The organism is Exiguobacterium sp. SH1S1 (genome assembly GCF_004337245.1).
GTDB classification, from domain to species: domain Bacteria; phylum Bacillota; class Bacilli; order Exiguobacteriales; family Exiguobacteriaceae; genus Exiguobacterium; species Exiguobacterium aurantiacum_A.
In genome coordinates this window covers 322,773-341,635 of sequence record NZ_SJUZ01000001.1, presented here as the reverse complement: position 1 = coordinate 341,635, position 18,863 = coordinate 322,773, and the positions used below count along the sequence as shown (strand labels likewise).

At 51.1% G+C, this 18,863-nt stretch carries 20 protein-coding genes; 17 read left to right on the top strand and 3 right to left on the bottom strand.

What is annotated here, in order from left to right; translation table 11 throughout:
* Positions 1 to 24 precede the first annotated feature (24 nt).
* The 8 genes from EVJ23_RS01805 (at position 25) to EVJ23_RS01770 (ending at position 8,171) form a co-directional block, all read left to right on the top strand.
* Entirely contained in the window at positions 25 to 1,056 is a 1,032-nt protein-coding gene (locus tag EVJ23_RS01805; RefSeq protein ID WP_131463835.1) for a glyceraldehyde-3-phosphate dehydrogenase, read from the top strand.
* Between the two features lie 230 nt (positions 1,057 to 1,286).
* A complete protein-coding gene (gene speD / locus EVJ23_RS01800; RefSeq protein ID WP_029595188.1) occupies positions 1,287 to 1,673 on the top strand; it encodes an adenosylmethionine decarboxylase in 387 nt (128 codons plus the stop codon).
* Positions 1,674 to 1,784: 111 nt separating this feature from the next.
* On the top strand, positions 1,785 to 2,156 hold the full coding sequence (locus EVJ23_RS01795) for a hypothetical protein (RefSeq protein ID WP_070326947.1): 372 nt from the start codon (positions 1,785 to 1,787) through the stop codon (positions 2,154 to 2,156).
* A gap of 12 nt (positions 2,157 to 2,168) precedes the next feature.
* A complete protein-coding gene (gene nrdR / locus EVJ23_RS01790; protein ID WP_035385865.1) occupies positions 2,169 to 2,636 on the top strand; it encodes a transcriptional regulator NrdR in 468 nt (155 codons plus the stop codon).
* 42 nt (positions 2,637 to 2,678) lie between these two features.
* On the top strand, positions 2,679 to 4,028 hold the full coding sequence (locus tag EVJ23_RS01785) for a DnaD domain protein (RefSeq protein ID WP_131463833.1): 1,350 nt from the start codon (positions 2,679 to 2,681) through the stop codon (positions 4,026 to 4,028).
* A gap of 5 nt (positions 4,029 to 4,033) precedes the next feature.
* Complete coding sequence (gene dnaI, locus EVJ23_RS01780) at positions 4,034 to 4,948, top strand: primosomal protein DnaI (protein ID WP_070326949.1); 915 nt, start codon at positions 4,034 to 4,036, stop codon at positions 4,946 to 4,948.
* A gap of 309 nt (positions 4,949 to 5,257) precedes the next feature.
* On the top strand, positions 5,258 to 7,195 hold the full coding sequence (thrS, locus tag EVJ23_RS01775) for a threonine--tRNA ligase (RefSeq protein ID WP_070326950.1): 1,938 nt from the start codon (positions 5,258 to 5,260) through the stop codon (positions 7,193 to 7,195).
* Between the two features lie 112 nt (positions 7,196 to 7,307).
* Positions 7,308 to 8,171, top strand: a complete 864-nt coding sequence (locus tag EVJ23_RS01770; protein WP_070327894.1) for a DUF1002 domain-containing protein — start codon at positions 7,308 to 7,310, stop codon at positions 8,169 to 8,171.
* A gap of 330 nt (positions 8,172 to 8,501) precedes the next feature.
* Here the strand turns inward: EVJ23_RS01770 and EVJ23_RS01760 are convergent, their stop codons facing one another.
* Positions 8,502 to 8,711, bottom strand: a complete 210-nt coding sequence (locus tag EVJ23_RS01760) for a hypothetical protein (protein ID WP_070326951.1) — start codon at positions 8,709 to 8,711, stop codon at positions 8,502 to 8,504.
* A gap of 348 nt (positions 8,712 to 9,059) precedes the next feature.
* On the opposite strand from EVJ23_RS01760, the gene infC reads away from it, so the two are divergent.
* The 9 genes from infC (at position 9,060) to pheT (ending at position 16,609) form a co-directional block, all read left to right on the top strand.
* Positions 9,060 to 9,590 (top strand): translation initiation factor IF-3, encoded by a 531-nt coding sequence (gene infC / locus EVJ23_RS01755; RefSeq protein WP_070326952.1) that lies wholly within the window; start codon positions 9,060 to 9,062, stop codon positions 9,588 to 9,590.
* Positions 9,591 to 9,620: 30 nt separating this feature from the next.
* A complete protein-coding gene (gene rpmI, locus EVJ23_RS01750; protein WP_016508031.1) occupies positions 9,621 to 9,815 on the top strand; it encodes a 50S ribosomal protein L35 in 195 nt (64 codons plus the stop codon).
* A gap of 28 nt (positions 9,816 to 9,843) precedes the next feature.
* Positions 9,844 to 10,203, top strand: a complete 360-nt coding sequence (rplT, locus tag EVJ23_RS01745) for a 50S ribosomal protein L20 (protein ID WP_016508086.1) — start codon at positions 9,844 to 9,846, stop codon at positions 10,201 to 10,203.
* 86 nt (positions 10,204 to 10,289) lie between these two features.
* The gene (locus EVJ23_RS01740; protein WP_070326953.1) at positions 10,290 to 10,544 is read left to right on the top strand and encodes a hypothetical protein; all 255 of its coding nucleotides are present in this window, start codon (positions 10,290 to 10,292) and stop codon (positions 10,542 to 10,544) included.
* A 23-nt stretch (positions 10,545 to 10,567) separates the two neighbouring features.
* Positions 10,568 to 11,050, top strand: a complete 483-nt coding sequence (locus tag EVJ23_RS01735) for a dUTP diphosphatase (RefSeq protein WP_070326954.1) — start codon at positions 10,568 to 10,570, stop codon at positions 11,048 to 11,050.
* A 25-nt stretch (positions 11,051 to 11,075) separates the two neighbouring features.
* Positions 11,076 to 12,152 carry a M42 family metallopeptidase gene (locus EVJ23_RS01730; protein WP_131463831.1) on the top strand — a complete coding sequence of 359 codons (1,077 nt, stop codon included), beginning with the start codon at positions 11,076 to 11,078 and terminating at the stop codon, positions 12,150 to 12,152.
* A 1-nt stretch (position 12,153) separates the two neighbouring features.
* Positions 12,154 to 12,900 carry a TrmH family RNA methyltransferase gene (locus tag EVJ23_RS01725; protein WP_070326956.1) on the top strand — a complete coding sequence of 249 codons (747 nt, stop codon included), beginning with the start codon at positions 12,154 to 12,156 and terminating at the stop codon, positions 12,898 to 12,900.
* A gap of 298 nt (positions 12,901 to 13,198) precedes the next feature.
* A complete protein-coding gene (gene pheS, locus EVJ23_RS01720; protein WP_070326957.1) occupies positions 13,199 to 14,221 on the top strand; it encodes a phenylalanine--tRNA ligase subunit alpha in 1,023 nt (340 codons plus the stop codon).
* A gap of 12 nt (positions 14,222 to 14,233) precedes the next feature.
* Positions 14,234 to 16,609, top strand: a complete 2,376-nt coding sequence (pheT, locus tag EVJ23_RS01715) for a phenylalanine--tRNA ligase subunit beta (protein ID WP_131463829.1) — start codon at positions 14,234 to 14,236, stop codon at positions 16,607 to 16,609.
* A gap of 47 nt (positions 16,610 to 16,656) precedes the next feature.
* Here pheT and EVJ23_RS01710 read toward each other — a convergent pair whose 3' ends face one another.
* Together EVJ23_RS01710 and EVJ23_RS01705 are read right to left on the bottom strand one after the other, a co-directional pair.
* Entirely contained in the window at positions 16,657 to 17,679 is a 1,023-nt protein-coding gene (locus EVJ23_RS01710; RefSeq protein WP_131463827.1) for a PTS sugar transporter subunit IIC, read from the bottom strand.
* 345 nt (positions 17,680 to 18,024) lie between these two features.
* Positions 18,025 to 18,837, bottom strand: a complete 813-nt coding sequence (locus EVJ23_RS01705; RefSeq protein WP_071397801.1) for an alpha/beta fold hydrolase — start codon at positions 18,835 to 18,837, stop codon at positions 18,025 to 18,027.
* Positions 18,838 to 18,863 lie beyond the last annotated feature (26 nt).

Genomic DNA, 18,863 nt, shown 5'->3' with positions numbered 1-18,863 from the left:
ACGCAGAAAAAAGGGGGAACTGGAATGGGGACGAAAGTTGCAATCAACGGGTTTGGACGAATCGGGAGAATGGTGTTTCGTAAATTGATGCTTGAAGGGCGTCACGACGTCGTGGCAATCAATGCGAGTTATCCGGCGGAGACGCTTGCTCACTTGATCAAGCACGATACGGTCCATGGGCCGTTTGAGCTCACTGTTCGAGCGCATGGGGATACGCTCGTTGTCGACGGGAAACAGATTCGGTTAATCGCAGAGCGTGACCCGGAACGATTACCATGGAAAGAACTTGATGTCGAGATCGTCGTCGAGGCGACGGGGAAATTCAATTCGGACGTCGGGGCGCGCAAGCATTTGATGGCCGGGGCGCAGAAAGTCATTTTGACGGCGCCGGGAAAAGGCGACTTACGGACGATCGTGATGGGGGTCAATGATCGCGAGTATATGCCGGAGCAAGACCATATCATCTCAAACGCCTCTTGTACGACGAACTGCCTCGCACCTGTCGTCAAAGTGCTCGATTCGACGTTCGGCATCGAGACAGGACTCGTCACGACGGTACACGCCTACACGAACGACCAGAACAATATCGACAATCCGCATAAAGATTTGCGCCGGGCCCGGGCTTGTGGTAGCTCCATTATACCGACTTCGACCGGGGCAGCCAAGGCGATCGGTCTTGTGCTTCCCGAGCTGCAAGGCAAGTTGAACGGGATGGCGCTCCGTGTCCCGACGCCGAACGTCTCGCTCGTCGATCTCGTCGTCGAGCTGCGTCGTGATGTCACGGCCGCCGAAGTGAACGATGCGTTCGAACGGGCCGCTTACGGAGAAATGACCGGGATTCTCGGTGTCTCGAACGAACCGCTCGTCTCAATCGACTTTAATGGAGACGAGCGCTCCTCGATTATCGATGCGGATTCGACGATGGTGCTCGGCGGCAACCACGTCAAAGTGCTCGCTTGGTATGACAACGAATGGGGCTATTCGTGCCGCGTCGTCGATCTTTTGGATATGGTGGCGAGCTACCTGCAAATCGGCCAACAAGAAACGCACGCTTGAGAAAATATATTTCGTCAAAAATATTTTAACGAATTCAAACAAATAGCTTGTATCGACGTCCTAAACGAGATACACTCAATCTCGTGAACTTCAATTGGTCTGACAAACGCAACTTAAAGGGTTAGGACCTCTTAGGACTAACTTGCCCCCGTGGTTGTGGGCGATTCAGGCACAAAGTGAGTGATCATCAACTACTTTGAGACCATTGATGTAAAGGGGGATCCACTTATATGGATACTATGGGACGTCACATTATTACAGAACTTTGGGAGTGCAATCCCGACAAATTGAACGATATCGACTACATCGAGCGCTTGTTCGTCGATGCAGCACTTCGCTCGGGCGCTGAAGTCCGCGAAGTCGCTTTCCACAAATTCGCGCCGCACGGTGTGAGTGGTGTCGTTATCATTTCAGAATCACATTTAACGATTCACAGTTTCCCGGAGCATGGTTACGCATCAGTCGATGTGTTCACATGTGGGGACCGGATCGATCCAGCGACAGCTTCACAATACATTGCTGAAGGCTTAGAAGCGAAAGTTCGCGAAGACGTCAAACTTGATCGCGGTATGGGACCGATTCGTGTTCCAGAAGCACAAGTGGCGATCAGCAAATAATCCGATTGACCTTTTGAGGCTGGCCGATTTTCGGTCAGCCCTTTTAATTGTTTTGTTAAGTCGTTAATTTTGATATGCTTAACGTATATAAATTAGGTGCCGAGGTGGACAATGGGATTACTAGACAAGTTTCAAACACATATCCAAACGGATGATACGCATAAAAATGAGGCGTTGCGCACGCGTTATTTCGCGACGTCGCCGAACGCAGTCCTGACATGGTTAGATGAACGAATTAAAACGGAGGGGCAGACGGTGCGCCGAATCGACGCCGAGCGAGGCGAGCTCGCCTTTTACGGTGACGGTTGGGACGCATTGGCCACAGTCGTTCAAGTGGACGGAGGGCGGACCGCCGTCGATTTCACGATGAATCGTGAACAAATGCTCGGTCCTGACCTGAAACAAGTTGTCGCTGCGTATTATGATGCTTTACAAAATAAGTTCCCACTCCGTGCCATCGGGAATCAATCTGTCGAACGATAAGGAGGGCTGAGCATGCGTTGTCCTAAATGTGATCATAACGGAACGAGGGTGCTCGACTCCCGACCAGTCCAAGATTATTATTCGATTCGACGCCGTCGCGAATGTGAAAAGTGCGGCTATCGCTTCACGACGTTTGAAACGGTTGAACAGACGCCGCTCATCATCGTCAAAAAGGACGGGAACCGCGAAGAGTTCAGTCGAGAGAAAGTTCTGCGCGGGATCATTCGCGCCTGTGAGAAACGACCGGTCACACTCGAGCAACTCGAGGGTGTGGTCACGAAAGTCGAACAACAGTTACGGGCGCTCGGCCAGTCCGAGATCCCGAGTGAACAAGTCGGCGAACTCGTCATGAACGAACTCGCCCGCGTCGATGAAGTGGCGTACGTCCGCTTCGCATCGGTCTATCGACAGTTTAAGGACATCTCTGTGTTCTTTAAAGAGTTAGAGGATTTAATGAAGCAAGAAAAATCGACCAACTAAAGGGGCGGCCTTCTGGTCGTCTTTTTTCAGGGGAGAAACGTTATGGAAAAAGAACGGATTCTTTACGGGACTGATGAGCTATTGATCATGAGCACTGGGCTCATTGATCGCGAGTCTTATCAGTCACTTTATCATTTATATCAACCCGTCATCGGCGTGAAGGCGCTCGCGTTGTATCAAACGCTTTGGAGTGAATTGAAGCCGGGGAAAATGAAGTCGAACTATATATCACATAGCGCCTTGTGTGAAATGCTTGATTATTCGATTAACGAACTGGCGGACAGTCTATTCCGGCTCGAAGCGATCGGCCTCGTCCGGACGTACAAGACGAAAGACGCACGGTTGACGCAATACGTCTATCAACTGAGAGTTCCGCTCGCGCCCCACACGTTCCTAAACGATGGGCTGTTATCGAGTTTTCTCTTCTATAAAGTAGGGGAGGTCCGATTCAAGCAGTTGCAAGGACGGTTCACCATCGACCCGCTACCGGCAGGCATCGTCGAAGTGACGAAAGACTTCAATGAAGTGTTCGACGTCAAAGGGGTCAACCAGATGGCGTTCACTCAAAAAAATTATGAGAAGCCGGACCGCGCCAAGATCGAGATCAACTATACGTTCGATATGGATATCGTCAAAAAACTGACAAACTTCCCAATCGGCTTCTTCACGAAGAAGTTAGACGAGACGATCACAAAACTCGCGTACGTGTCGCAAATCGATGAAGAGACGATGGCCGAGATGCTAAAAGAGTATTTCGTTCACGAAGCGTACTTACCGCTCAGCGAACAAGAGAAGCGTGATGGTTGCCGGCAGATGGTATTACAATTGAAGAAAAAACAGACGAGACATCGAAAAGTGAAGTCAGACGAGACGGAGCAGGCGGAGGTCGGCGATTTGCATGACACAACGGTCATGGAGGAAGCACACCCGCATCAGTACGTATCGACGCTTCGGAAGACGCCACAACTTTCAAAAAGTGACGAACAGCTCATCATCGAGATGGTCGATACACTCGGTCTCGCACCAGGTGTGATCAACGCGCTGTTCTATTATTGTATCGAAGTGAAGAAACAGACGCGGCTCAGCGAGAATTACGTGATGCGCATCGCCACGAGTTGGAAGACGGCGGGCTATTTGCACGCAGGTGACGCATTAGAGCGTGAAGCGACGCAAGACGCGTTGATCGAGAAGAAGCAACAAAAACGTGAGAACGTCCAGCGTACGACGGTCGGCTCGCGTCGGAAAGACAAGACCGAGTTGCCGAAATGGCTCGAAGACGATGCGAAAGAGCAACGGTCTTACGATCAGAAGCGCAAAGAGGCGCTCGAATCATCGGTGCCAGATGACGCGGAACTCGTCAAATTGTTGAATGAACTGAAAGAGAAAGGATGAGCGACATGGAACGGATCAATCAGACGCTCGCCCAGATGATGAACCGTAAAGAAGTGCGGGAAGCGTACGAGTCGATTCGCAGACGAACTCTCGAGCACCCTGGTGTCATTACATTTTTAAAGGCGCATCCAGAACTCGACGAGACGGCGATCGAAGTCGGATTTACGAAATTGAGCGAATATGCCGAGCAGATGGACGGGAAGAAGCTTGTCGATGAACAAGCCGTTATCCCCGGGCATCAGCCGGTCCTTTATGTCGATCTCGGTCAAATTGCAATCCGCTATGAAGAGACGGTCGCTCACCGCCAAGCGAGACGTCAAAAAGAGATGGATCGAAAGTTCAAGAGCTTATTTTTACCGGAAGAAGTGCGGGAAGCGAGCTTTCAATCGTTTGATTATTCGGACGATGCCCGAAAGATCGCGCTCCGTGAGGCGATGCGATTCGTCTCGGGGATGAAGACGCGTCAAAAAGTGAACGGCCTTTACTTGTACGGCAGTTTCGGGGTCGGGAAGACGTACTTGCTCGCCGCGATCGCCAATGAACTCAAAGTCGCCGATATCGAGACGATTTTAGTTCACGCCCCGGGATTCGTCTCGGAAGCGAAACGTAAAATTCGTACCGATTCGTTCGATTCATTTTTGACCTCGTTCCAGCACGTGCCGATTTTGTTGATTGATGATATCGGCGCCGAGGCGATCAGCCCGTGGGTACGAGACGAACTGTTCGGGATTATTTTACAGTACCGCATGATGCATCGTCTGCCGACGCTCTACAGCTCAAACTTCAGCAGCGAAGAGCTCGAGACGCACTTCTCGATTGACGGCTCGCCGCAAAACAAGATGAAAGCACAGCGGCTCATGCAACGGATCTCGACGACGACGACACAGATCGAGCTGAAAGGCGAAAATCGTCGTCGGTAAAGGATTGTATTTCTCGAACGAGTTGACTATACTAATAACCATATAACTGATGCATAGAAGAGGATACGAGACATCGTCACGGGTTTCAAAGCGAAGGAAGAATGGTGAGAGCTTCCTAAACACGCCGATCGACTTACTCCCTCGGAGCACCGCACGGGTCAATCGTGCGGCGATTCACACTCGTTATCGTGTGTTCGAGCCAAGCTTACAGCTTGGGAACGAGGGTGGTACCACGAGAATCAAAGCTCGTCCCTTTCATAGGGATGGGCTTTTTTTATTTTTTTTCAAATAGAGAGGGGAAGTTGACACATGATTCAATTGACATTTCCAGATGGGGCAGTCAAAGCGTTTGAAGCTGGTATCACAGCAGAAGAAGTAGCCGGTTCGATTAGCCCGGGACTTCGTAAGAAAGCCATCGCCGCAAAAATTGATGGTGAACTGATCGATTATCGTCGTCCGATCGAGCGCGACGGTAAAATCGAGCTCGTCATGCCGGACTCGGAGGCAGGCCTCGACTTGATGCGCCATTCATCCGCTCACTTGATGGCTCAAGCGATCAAACGGTTGTACGGCGAAGAAGGGACGATTCATTTCGGTATCGGACCGACGATTGAGAACGGGTTCTATTACGATATCGAGATGGACCGCCGCATCAATGAAGAGGATTTGCCGGAAATCGAGAAGATGATGAAACGGATCGTCGATGAAAACCTCGACATCACACGTGAAGTCGTCACGCGTGACGAAGCGCTCGAGCGTTACAAACAGCTCGGCGACCCGCTCAAAGTCGAGTTGATCGAAGATATCCCGGCAAGTGAGACACTTACAATTTACCATCAAGGTGACTTTTTTGACCTTTGCCGTGGACCGCACGTCCCGTCGACGTCGAAATTGAAAGTCTTTAAATTGATGAGCGTCGCCGGTGCTTACTGGCGCGGAGATTCTGACAACAAGATGTTGCAACGGATTTACGGTACGGCGTGGGCGACGAAAGAACAGCTCGCCGAGCATTTGCGTCTACTTGAAGAAGCAAAAGAACGCGACCACCGTAAACTCGGGAAAGAACTTGATTTGTTCTTCGTCTCGCAAGAAGTCGGCCAAGGATTGCCGATGTGGCTCCCGAAAGGTGCCTCGATTCGTCGTACGGTCGAGCGTTATATCGTCGACAAAGAGCTCGAACTCGGTTATCAGCACGTCTATACACCGGTGCTCGGTTCGGTTGACTTGTATAAGACGTCAGGTCACTGGGATCACTATCAAGACGACATGTTCCCGAAAATGGAGATGGACAACGAAGAGCTCGTCTTGCGCCCGATGAACTGTCCGCACCATATGACGATCTATAAGCATGAGCCACGCTCATACCGTGAGTTGCCGCTCCGTATCGCCGAACTTGGCGGCATGCACCGCTATGAGATGTCAGGTGCTTTGACAGGTCTTCAACGTGTCCGTTACATGGTATTGAACGATGGACACACGTTCGTGACACCAGAGCAGATGAAGCAAGAGTTTAAAGATATCGTTCACTTGATCCAAGAAGTGTATGCCGACTTCGGGATTAAAGATTACCGGTTCCGCCTGTCTTATCGCGACCCGGCCGATAAAGAGAAATACTTCGACAACGATGCGATCTGGGAATCGGCACAGCGTCAATTGAAAGAAACGATGGATGAACTCGGCCTGCCGTACTTCGAAGCGGATGGCGAAGCGGCGTTTTACGGACCGAAACTCGATGTCCAAGTCCGGACAGCGCTCGGGAAAGAAGAGACGTTGTCGACAGTCCAACTCGACTTCTTGCTTCCAGAACGTTTCGATTTGACGTATACAGGTCCTGACGGCAAAGATCATCGTCCAATCGTCCTCCACCGCGGTGTCGTGTCGACGATGGAACGGTTCGTCGCCTACTTGATCGAAGAGTACAAAGGTGCCTTCCCGACATGGCTCGCGCCGGTCCAAGTCAAATTGATCCCGGTGTCTCACGTCCATGATGCTTATGTGGCCGAAGTGAAAGCAGAACTGTTATCACGTGGTGTCCGTGTCGAGACAGACCTTCGGGATGAGAAGTTAGGCTATAAGATCCGTGAAGCACAGATGAAGAAGATCCCGATGACGCTCGTACTCGGTGATAAAGAACGTGATGAGCGTTCGGTCAACATCCGTCGCTACGGTCAACAAGAACAAGTATCGGCAACGCTTGATGAGTTCTTGACGTCCCTCACTGAAGAAATCGCGAATCGTTCACGGTAAAGGTAGGCCATCCTTCAACGGAAGGGTGGTCTTCTTTTCGGTCCAGAGACGGATGCGCAACCTATGAAAGAACACGTATGGTAGAAGAAAGGAGTGATTCAGTTTGAATTATATGAAACCAATTATCGCGCTGACGATCGGGACGATTGTCTCGACTAGCATGATTCCTAAAGTAAACGCCGAAGCGATCGTCGACGATACAATCGTCACCCTCGGGGAGACATTATCAGCAGAGCAGCGAGACTGGGTGCTCGAGCGTGTTGAAGCGCCGGCAGGAATCGAACCGATTATCACGACTGCAGCTGACGAAGAGAAGTATTTAGGTGACGCCGTACCCCAGGCACAACGTGGCGGCGGCATGTACTCATCGGCCCGCATCAAGCTGACTGACGGGACGGGTCTTGATATTCAAACCGAGAACGTCACGTGGGTGACGGAAGATATGTATGCGAACGCGCTCGTCACGGCCGGGGTCACTGACGCCGATATTTACATCACGTCTCCGATCCGTGTGACCGGGACGTCTGCGTTGACAGGTATTATGAAGGCGTACGACCAGACGGCTGACGAGACCGGGATCCAACTGACCGAGGAACGAAAAAATCTCGCGCAAGAAGAACTTGCGGTCACGTCAGAGATCGGGAAGACGGTCGGTCAAGAAGATGTGGCCGGGCTGATGAATGAGATCAAAGCGGAAATCGCGAATCAAATGCCCGAGACGAATATTGAAATTCGTGATATCGTCATTCAAGTATTGAATCAAAACAACGTTCAATTGTCCGATACGCAATTGAACCAGCTGACGACGTTGTTCGAGAACATGCAGCAAGCCAACTTGGATTGGACAGCGATCAGTGATGGATTAAAAGGAGCGGGCCAAGACGTGCAGGCGTTTCTAGAGACGAAAGAAGTACAAGGTTTCTTTGCGCGGCTGTTTGAGTCGCTCAGTAATTTCTTCAAGTCGTTGACGAACTAAACGAAAAAGCAGAGCGAAGGCTCTCAGGCTGTTGACGAACCAGGTCGCTAAAAGCAATCTGGTTCGTCTTTTTTTTATGTTCGAAGACCTCGAGGCGCTCTGACCGACATATAATTTAAGAAATGCTATGTAAACGGCCGCCAGATGGCGACCGTTTGCGTTGCTCGTCCGACGACGCCCCGACTCCCGCAGGAAAGCAATCCGACGGAGACCCAGCAGCGACGCGAGTCGCGATGCGGCTCCGGGATTGCCTGCGGAAAGCGTGGGCGCCGGAAGGACGAGCGATATCAATCAGGTTAGTCAACAAGCTGAGAGAGAAGGCTCTGCTTTTTAATACCAACGTTTATGGATATAGTCCCGAGCGGATTCATGATCATCGACGATCTTCAACGTGATGCGGTTCATCTCTTCAAGCAGATCGGTCAATACAGCTTCAAGTTTAGCGTCGTTCATTTCATGGTGACGCATCGTTTCTTGAACGATATGTTTGATTTGATCATGATAATCGTGATCTTGTTTCACGTCTTTTCTCCAGTTCATCCTCGCCGCCTCCTTTTTTATTTTATTCCCTTTGAAAAGGTATTGCGAAACGATGGAATGACTGTTATTATCATAAAAGTGCGAGCTATCAATTATTCATGCGCGAATTCTTGACATCTTTTTCTGCTAGTGTTAAGATGACTTAGTGAGTAAATACAACAAAGCAGAAGCGCCCGCTTCTCACCTCGTCCGAATCGGTTCGGTCAGGTCCATCATGTACGTAATTCAGTTTCGGTGTCTTGCCGTTCTGAGTACGCAATGATGTGTGGGCGGGAAACTGCCGACGCTTTTTTTGTTACTATTACTATGTTGTCTTATTTTAAAATCTAAAACTCGTGCAATCGCACGATGGAGGTGCTAACCATTAGCAAAGAGCTATTTATCAACGAAAACATTCGTGCCCGTGAACTTCGTCTTATTGGAGCGGACGGTGCACAACTCGGTGTACAATCGCGTAGTGAAGCATTACGCTTAGCGGAAGAAGCTGACCTTGACCTCGTCTTGGTCGCTGACAAAGCAAACCCACCGGTCGCTAAAATTATGGACTACGGTAAATACCGTTTCGAACTCCAGAAAAAGGAGAAAGAAGCGCGTAAAAACCAAAAAGTCATCCAATTGAAAGAAGTACGTCTCAGTCCTACAATCGAGGACAACGATTTCCAAACGAAATTGCGTAACGCTCGCAAGTTTCTTGAAAGTGGAAACAAAGTGAAGGCGTCGATCCGTTTCCGCGGACGTGCCATCACACACTCGGAAATCGGTAGACGTGTTATGGAAAAATTGGCGGCGGAATGTGCCGATTTGGCAACAGTTGAACAAAAGCCGAAGATGGAAGGACGCAGCATGTTCTTAGTGCTGGCTCCGAAGAAAGAAGATTAATCATCGAGTCATAGTGGGGAGGAAATACTCATGCCGAAAATGAAATCGCACCGCGGTGCTTCTAAACGTTTTAAACGTACAGGATCAGGTAAACTCAAACGTTCACACGCTTTCACAAGTCACTTGTTCGGTAACAAATCGACGAAAGCTAAACGTAAGCTCCGTAAAGGTGCTATCGTATCAGCTGGAGACTACAAACGTATTCGCAACATGATTGCGAAGTAATACAGAAGGAATTTAGGAGGGAAACTATATGCCACGCGTAAAAGGCGGTTATACGACTCGTCAACGTCGTAAAAAGCAAATCAAACTTGCCAAAGGTTATTATGGCTCGAAACATATTCTATTTAAAGTAGCAAAACAACAGGTCATGAAGTCACTCATGTACGCATACCGTGACCGTCGTCAAAAGAAACGTGATTTCCGTCGTATTTGGATCACACGTATCAACGCGGCAGCACGTATCAACGGTCTTTCATACAGCCGTATGATGCACGGACTCAAGCTTGCAGGGATCGATATCAACCGTAAGATGCTTGCTGAGCTTGCAGTATCGGATGCACAAGCGTTCGCTTCACTCGCTAACACAGCTAAATCAAAATTGAACGCGTAATCGTTCAATCGAAAGCGCCGAGACTCTATCTCGGCGCTTTCTTTTTTCTCGGAAATTTCTTAAGATGAAGATAAGGAGGACACGCTATGGATCAATCTATCTTGGCCATCGTCGCGTTGGCGCTCATCGCTTTAAACGTCTATACGTATTTCCAGGCGAAGCAGTATACGCACGGCGAAGGGAAGTTCAACGTGTTGTACGCCTATGCCGGAGGAGCCATTGGAGCGTTGTTTGGACTTCATTTGACACGCCAAAAAACGGTTCATGCCCCAAAAAGCATGCAAATACAAGTATTGATTTTAGCAGTGGGCTGGTCTTTAATGATTTTAGTACTGCTTTAAGTGGAGAATAGGAGGAGCAACCGGTGAACTGGACAACATTATTTGATCGGCAACGTGAATTAGATGAGCGGATCAAACAAGAACATCAACTATCCGGCAACCAATTCGATGAACGGTTACTCGCTTTACTCGTCGAACTCGGTGAACTCGCCAATGAGACCCGAAGTTTTAAATTTTGGTCAACGAAAGGCCCGTCGCCTCAAGACGTGATCTTAGAAGAGTACGTTGACGGTATCCATTTCTTACTGTCGCTCGGACTCGCCCTCGGATACGAACGGGAGACGTTCCCGGCAGGCAGCTCGTATCTTGACGCGACTGATGCTTTTTTAGATATCTTTCGAAAAGTGACGAATTTTGGTTTGTCGAAGACAGAAGCGATGTACGAGACGCTGATGGCGGCATATCTCGAACTAGGCTATACGCTAGGTTTCAATGAAGAATTGATTCTGATGGCGTATCTATCGAAGAATGAAGTCAACCATGAGCGACAAAATCAAGGCTACTAATGGAGTCGAAAGGGAGCGATACGAGATGAATGAAACTTTACATATGCTAAAACGACTGACGGATGCGACTGGCGTCCCGGGAAACGAAGGGGAAGTCCGTTCACTCATGCGCGAGTATCTCGAGCCCCACGTCGAATCGTTCGAACAGGATGGTCTTGGTAGTCTGTTCGGCCGTGTGACGGGGAACGGTGAAGGACCGCGTGTCATGATTGCCGGTCATATGGACGAAGTCGGCTTTATGGTCACACGCATCGAAGATAGTGGTTTCCTGCGCTTCCAAGCACTCGGTGGCTGGTGGAACCAAGTATTGCTCGCTCAACGCATGGACGTCGTCACACGCTCTGGAGAGAAAATCCCAGGCGTGATCGGTGCGAAGCCACCGCATGTCCTTCCAGTCGAAGCTCGTAAAAAACCGGTCGAGATCAAAGACATGTTCTTAGATATCGGAGCGACGTCAAAAGAACAAGTCGCCGAGTGGGGAATCCGTCCAGGTGACACGGTCGTGCCGCATTGCGAGTTCACGGTCATGAAAAATGAAGACTTCTTGATGGCGAAGGCATGGGATAACCGAATCGGATGTGCGATCGCGATTGAAGCGGCTAAACGTCTGAAAAATGATGCGCCAGGAACCGTCTTCTCGGGGGCCACGGTTCAAGAGGAAGTCGGATTGCGTGGAGCCGTCACAGCGGCAAACTTGATTAAACCGGACGTCGCGATTGCCGTGGATACGGGTATCCCAGGTGATACGCCAGGTATGACACCGGCAGAAGGCTTGTCAAAACTTGGTGAAGGCGTTCAAGTCATCTTCTTTGATGCGACGACTGTCACGAACCCACGCCTCATCGACTTGATCGTCGAAGTCGCGAAAGCAGAAGACATTAAGTATCAGTTAGATTTGACACCAGGCGGCGGCACCGACGCCGGACGGTTCCATTTATCAGGAGTCGGGATGCCGGCTGTCGCGCTCACGGTTCCAGTCCGTTATTTGCATACGAACGTGTCAATCATTCATAAAGCCGATTATGAAGCGGCCATCGATCTGGTCGTGGCGCTCACAAAACGGTTAGATAACGAAACGGTTCAATGGTTGAAAGAGGGATAATATGACGAAAATCACGTCTACGAAAAGCGAGACGATTAAGCGTTTGAAGCGCTTGATGACGAAAAAAGGCAGACAAGAGTCTGGGCAATTTTTAGTTGAAGGTGAACACTTGGTCGACGAAGCGATCCGGGCCGGACGACTCGTCCAATTGATTATGGGCGAATCTTATCGTCCGAAAAGTTCATGGCGTCTAGACGAGATGCCGGTGCTCGAACTGTCCGACCATGTCGCCGATCTGTTATCAGAAACAGAGAAGACGCAAGGGGTGTTCGCTGTCGTCAAGATGACGCCAGTCGAACGCAAGATGAAGCATGTGCTCGTCCTTGACCGCATTCAAGATCCGGGTAACCTCGGGACAATGATTCGGACAGCAGACGCGGCCGGCTTTGATACCGTGTTTCTCGGTAAAGGTACGGTCGACCCGTTTAACGCCAAAGTCGTACGGGCGACGCAAGGATCGTTGTTCCATGTGAACATTCAATCGGTCGACTTGCTCGACACGTTGCCGGAACTGAAAAGTTTAGGGTTTCACGTCTATGGGACGGCACTTTCGAAAGCGAAGTCATACGACCAAGTCGCGTTCAACGATCAAGTCGCGCTTGTCATCGGGAATGAAGCGCAAGGCGTCCATGACGACGTGCTCGCCCTTTGTGACACACGTGTCCACATTCCTGTAATCGGAGAAGCCGAATCATTGAACGCGGCAGTCGCCGCCGGCATTCTCATGTATCGCATCGCGCTACAATAATCTTGTCACCGCTTGAGAATCGTGATAGTTTAGAAACATCGAACAATATAGGTAAGACGTTGAAAGAGCATAGTACGCGAACCCCCGAACGAGCACAGGGAGCATCGGCCTAGATTGAGAGCCGATGCCGAGGTCGGCGCTGAATTCACTCTGGAGTCGTGTTGGAGACAACACCGAACTGGCATCCCGATACCGATGCTCTCAAGTGGGCCTGATCGGCCAAGTAGGGTGGTACCGCGTTTATTCGTCCCTTCAGTCATCGACTGAAGGGACTTTTTTTGTAGAGGAGGAAACATTGATGAAAGAACAGTTAGAACAATTACAACGTGAGGCCCTTCAAGAAATTGAAACGGCGTCATCACAAAAAACGTTGAACGACGTCCGGATTAAGTATTTAGGTAAAAAAGGCCCGATGACCGAAGTATTGCGCGGGATGGGCAAGTTGTCCGCCGAAGAGCGCCCGGTCGTCGGTGAACTCGCCAACACGGTGCGAACGACGATTCAAGAGGTGTTAGAGGCACGGATCGAGGACGTGAAGGCGGTCGAGCTCGAAGCGAAACTCGCTGCCGAGACAATCGATGTCACGCTCCCTGGTCGAACGGCACTTCCGGGACATAGCCACTTGCTGCAACAAATCGTCGACGAGATGGAAGACTTGTTCGTCGGTCTCGGGTATACGATTGCCGAAGGCCCAGAAGTCGAAACCGATCTGTACAACTTTGAAATGTTGAACTTGCCGAAAGATCATCCGGCACGTGACATGCAGGACTCGTTCTACATCACGGACGAGACGCTGCTGCGGACGCATACGTCGCCGGTGCAAGCACGGACGATGCTCGAAGCGGACGGGAAACCGATTCGCATCATTTGTCCGGGCAAAGTGTACCGTCGTGACGAAGATGATGCGACCCATTCACACCAGTTCATGCAAATCGAGGGACTCGTCGTCGATGAGCATATCTCGATGGCCGACTTGAAAGGCACGCTTGAAGTGTTCGTCAAGCAACTGTTCGGCGAGACACGAGAAATCCGGCTTCGTCCAAGCTTCTTCCCATTCACAGAGCCGTCCGTTGAAGTCGATATCTCATGCTTCAAGTGTGGCGGCAAAGGCTGTAACGTCTGTAAAGGGACAGGGTGGATTGAAATTCTTGGAGGCGGGATGGTCCATCCGCGCGTCCTCGAGATGGCAGGCTATGACGCGACGAAAATGTCTGGCTTTGCTTTCGGGATCGGTGTCGAACGGATGGCGATGCTCAAACACGGTGTCGATGATATTCGTCACTTCTATACAAACGACTTACGTTTCATCGAGCAATTCTAAGGAGGATCATACATGTTATTATCGAAAAAATGGTTGAACCAATATATCGACGTCTCAGACTTGAGCGGGCAAGCGTTAGGCGATTTGATCACGAAAAACGGGATTGAAGTCGAGAGCGTGACAGACCGCTCTGAAGGATTGAAAGGTCTTGTCGTCGGACACGTCCTTTCATGCGCGAAACATCCAGAGGCTGACAAGTTGAACGTGACAACGGTCGACGTCGGTGACGACAGCCCTGTCCAAATCGTCTGTGGAGCACCGAACGTCGCGGCCGGACAACATGTCATCGTCGCAAAAGTCGGCGCAAGACTACCTGGCCTTAAAATCAAAAAAGCAAAACTTCGTGGCGTCGAGTCGCAAGGCATGATCTGTTCGCTCGAAGAACTCGGTTTCGAGAAAAAACAGATTCGCGAAGACGAACAGGACGGCATCCATACGTTCCGGGAAGAAGTTGAAGTCGGAGCGGATGTCATCAGCTTGCTCGATCTCGATGACGAAGTGATTGAACTCGGATTGACGCCGAACCGTTCGGACTGCCTTAGCCTATACGGCATCATTCATGAAGTCGCGGCGATTTTAGAACGCCCGTATACGTTGCCAGCAGCCGATGTCGAAACAGATACACCGAACGACGTGTCTGTGCGACTCGAGACAGACAACTGCACATACTACGCGACGCGTCGCGTCGACGGGGTAACGATTGGCGAGTCGCCACAGTGGTTGAAAAACGTCTTGATCGCGGAAGGTGTGCGCCCGATCAACAACGTGGTCGATGTGACGAACTACGTCATGCTCGAACTCGGTCAACCGCTCCATGCGTTTGACACGTCTAAGCTCGGCCGTACCATTTTGGTTCGCCAAGCCCAGGACGGAGAAGAAATCGTCACACTTGACGATGCGACGCGCACACTCGATTCGTCGATGATGGTCATTACCGATGGACAACATCCGGTCGCAATCGCTGGAGTGATGGGCGGAGCGAATACCGAAGTCGACGCGACGACGACGAGCATCATCCTGGAGTCGGCTTACTTCACGCCGGCCTCGGTCCGGAAGACGAGCCGCACGCTCGGTCTTCGTTCTGATTCAAGCGCCCGTTTCGAAAAAGGAGTCGATCCGGAACGTTTACTCCTCGCGCTTGACCGTGCCGCTGCATTGATCGTCAACGTGAGCGGCGGGACAATCAGTGAGCCGGTCATCGCCGGAAGCAAAGCGTCCGACGCCCGCACGATTGACGTGTCGATCGATTATATTAACCATCGACTCGGGATGGACCTCGACCAAACGACGATCAAACATATTCTAAAGCGGCTCGGGTTAGACGTGACAGGAGACGAAACGTTGACGGTTCATGTCCCGTCGCGGCGACCGGACCTAGAAGTGCCGGCTGATATTACGGAAGAAGTGGCGCGACTATACGGATACGACAGCCTTCCATCGACGCTCCCGGCGTCGCAGTCGAAAGGCTACCTGCCAAAAGACAACGTACTACGTCGTCAAGTGCGCCGCGTCCTTCAAGGAACGGGCTTGTCACAAGCGATCACGTACTCGCTCACGAGCGAGCTTCATGCATCACGGTTCGACGGTGAGGGAGCGACGACAGTCCGACTCGCCATGCCGATGAGCGAGGAGCGTTCGGTGTTACGGACATCACTCGTTCCTGGGTTGCTTGAAGCGGCCCGTTATAACACGGCGCGTCAACAAGCGAACGTCCGTCTATTTGAGACAGGACGGGTGTACGTAGAGCACGGAGAGACGTTGCCACGCGAAACGGAACGCGTCGCGGGCGTAGTGACAGGACTTTGGTACGATCACCGTTCGCAAGGAACACGCATCCCGGTCGATTACTTCGTCGCGAAAGGCATCGTCGATACACTGATGCGTTCGCAACGCATCGACGTGACGTACGAAGCGGCCGTCATTTCAGACATGCACCCTGGCCGCACGGCGAACGTTCTCGTCGCGGGGAACGTCATCGGATACGTCGGGCAAGTCCATCCGGCCGTATCGAAAGACGTATACGGCTTGAAAGAAGTTTACGTCTTCGAGCTCGACCTTGGCGCATTGAAGTCTGAAGCGATGCTCGTCTATCAAGACGTACCACGTTACCCATCGATTTCGCGAGATCTTGCGCTCGTATTGAAGCGTGACATTCCGGCCGGTCAAGTCGAGGCGACGATCAGACAAGCGGCGGGTCCGCTCTTGATCGAGCTTGCTCTGTTCGACGTCTACACGGGCGATAACGTCGGTGAAGCTGAGAAGTCGATTGCCTTCTCGCTCAAATATCAAGATCCGACGCGGACACTTCTTGATGAGGAAGTGACAGCGTCGTATGATGCAATCATCGAAGCAGTCAAAACCAAATACGGCGCAGAAGTACGCGCTTAACAGACAACAGCGATTCCCACAATAAAGGGAATCGCTGTTTTTAGAATTCATTGAACTTCAAGCGCCAAGTCACCGAACTTCGTCCAACCGACGAGGCAAGTCACTTTGTAAAGAAGGAACGTGATGACAGCCGGTAGGATGACGCCGGTGCCGACGAAGACGAGAAACGCTTCCATACCCTGTGCGGCAAGGATATTGAGCGGGGCGATCATTGAGTTCAAGCCGAGCCCGGCAATCTCATACGGCACCTCGAGTGAGAACCAAAGCGTCGCGATCGGAGCGCTGATCATGGCGGCGATGAACGGTGGCATGACGACCCGTGGGTTTTTGACGACGTTCGGGAACTGGACTTTCGGTGTGACGAAAAATGATGCGACCAAGCCGCCTGGATCGGTTTGGCGGTAAGCCATGAGCGTGAAGCCTACGAATTGGGCGGTGCAGCCGATCAAGGCGGCGGCACTTGCGACCGGGTCGAGCTGAAGTGCGATCGCCAGCGCGGCTGATGAGGCAGGTGACATGAGCATGACGCTGAAGACGAGGGCGATGACGAGTGACGTTGCGATCGGTGATGTGTTGACCGACGAAGTGATGCTCGCGCTGATCGAGTTGATGATCGGTGTCGTGACGGCAGCGGCGCCGACACCGACGATGCCTCCGCCGAGCACGGCCGTGACCGGGACGACCATCATATCGAACTTCGTCTTACCGAGGACACGTTTGCCTAACCAGACGGCCGCAGCTGCAGCAATCAAGGCACTGATCGGTTGACCGGGGACGAGGACAAGCCCGCTCTCCGTCGCTTGAAGGGCCGCACCCCCGACGGTCGCCGCAATCATCGAACTGAATAAGATGAGGGTGTTGCCGCCGAGCTGATAGGCGACTCCGGCACCGAGCGCCGGGGCGAGCAGTGACTTCGCGACTTGTCCGATCAAGACGAGCGTCTCGATTCCGGCCATCTTACCGATCGTTTCAATCAAGAGTCCGACCCCGAGTGTGACGAGGACGGCGCTAGCCATCCCTGCTGATATTTTGATCATCCGATCCATTGCGTACTGTTTCACTTCCATCATCTCCTCTATATGTGTTACTCCAATAAAAAAACCTATCCTGATTGGATAGGCGCGTCGGTCATACCATGAGCGCCTCGTCCGAAACCATCGAAACAAGGGCCCAAAAATTCGTCTCGGTCAGCGAGTCGATTTTTCAGTCCCTCAGTCGAATAATAATCAGTAGGCCGTTATGTAATGGTGTACGCATCGTCGCCAGCTCCTCTGTTCAAGATTTTTCTAAGAGTAACACGATATTTTTCAATAATCAATATTTTCTGAAAACTTTCTGAAAAATATTTTTTCCACAGACAAAAACAGAGACCCGCTTCCGTTTAAGGAAGTGAGTCTCTGTTTAACGGTATAGACTTAAGACGTACTGGCTGCCAGTAAACCGACTTGTTGATCGATGAAGTCCATTGAAATGGAATTGAACGTATCGGGTTGATCGACGTTGACGACATGCCCCGAATCGTGGACGACTTGGACGTGTGCCGTCGGTTGATGCTTCGCCGTTCGTTCGACGGCCTCAAGGAACATGTAATCCTCGTCGCCCATAATGTAGAGGATGGGGACGGATGTTTGGATTGAAGTGAAGTGACGCAGCAGCGGATTCATGTTTTCCGTCATCTTGAACCAACGGATGAACTCGCGTTGGCACAAATTGGCCGCGTCGCGCACGAACATCATCCGCGATTTTTTATGCCGTTTCTTCGGCAACAAGATCCAAGCGAATAGTTGATACAGCCACATGTAAGGCACGAAACTTTGCATGAGGCTGCCGAGCCGGATGAGCAAGGTCGAGCGGACATTGAACTTGACGATCGCACCACCTAAGACGACAGAAGCGATGCGGTCGGGGTGATGCTCGAACATCGCTTGGATGACGATCGTCCCGAGCGATAGCCCGACCATATGACCTTTTTCAATATTTAAATGGTTCATCACTTCGACGACGTCTTCGACGACGACATCGAGTGTGTAGGCGTTGAGTGGTTGATTCAAAGATTGTTCTTCGTTATATGAGCCGCCATGACCGCGGAGGTCGAGCAGCAAGACGTTATATTTCTTTCGAAATGGACGAATTTGACGATACCAGTGAGATAGACTCCCGCCTGCGCCATGTATGAAGATGACCCAAGGATGGTCGTCGCTTAATGTGTACGTTTTATAATGCAACATGAACGCTATCCCCCAAAAGTTTTTAA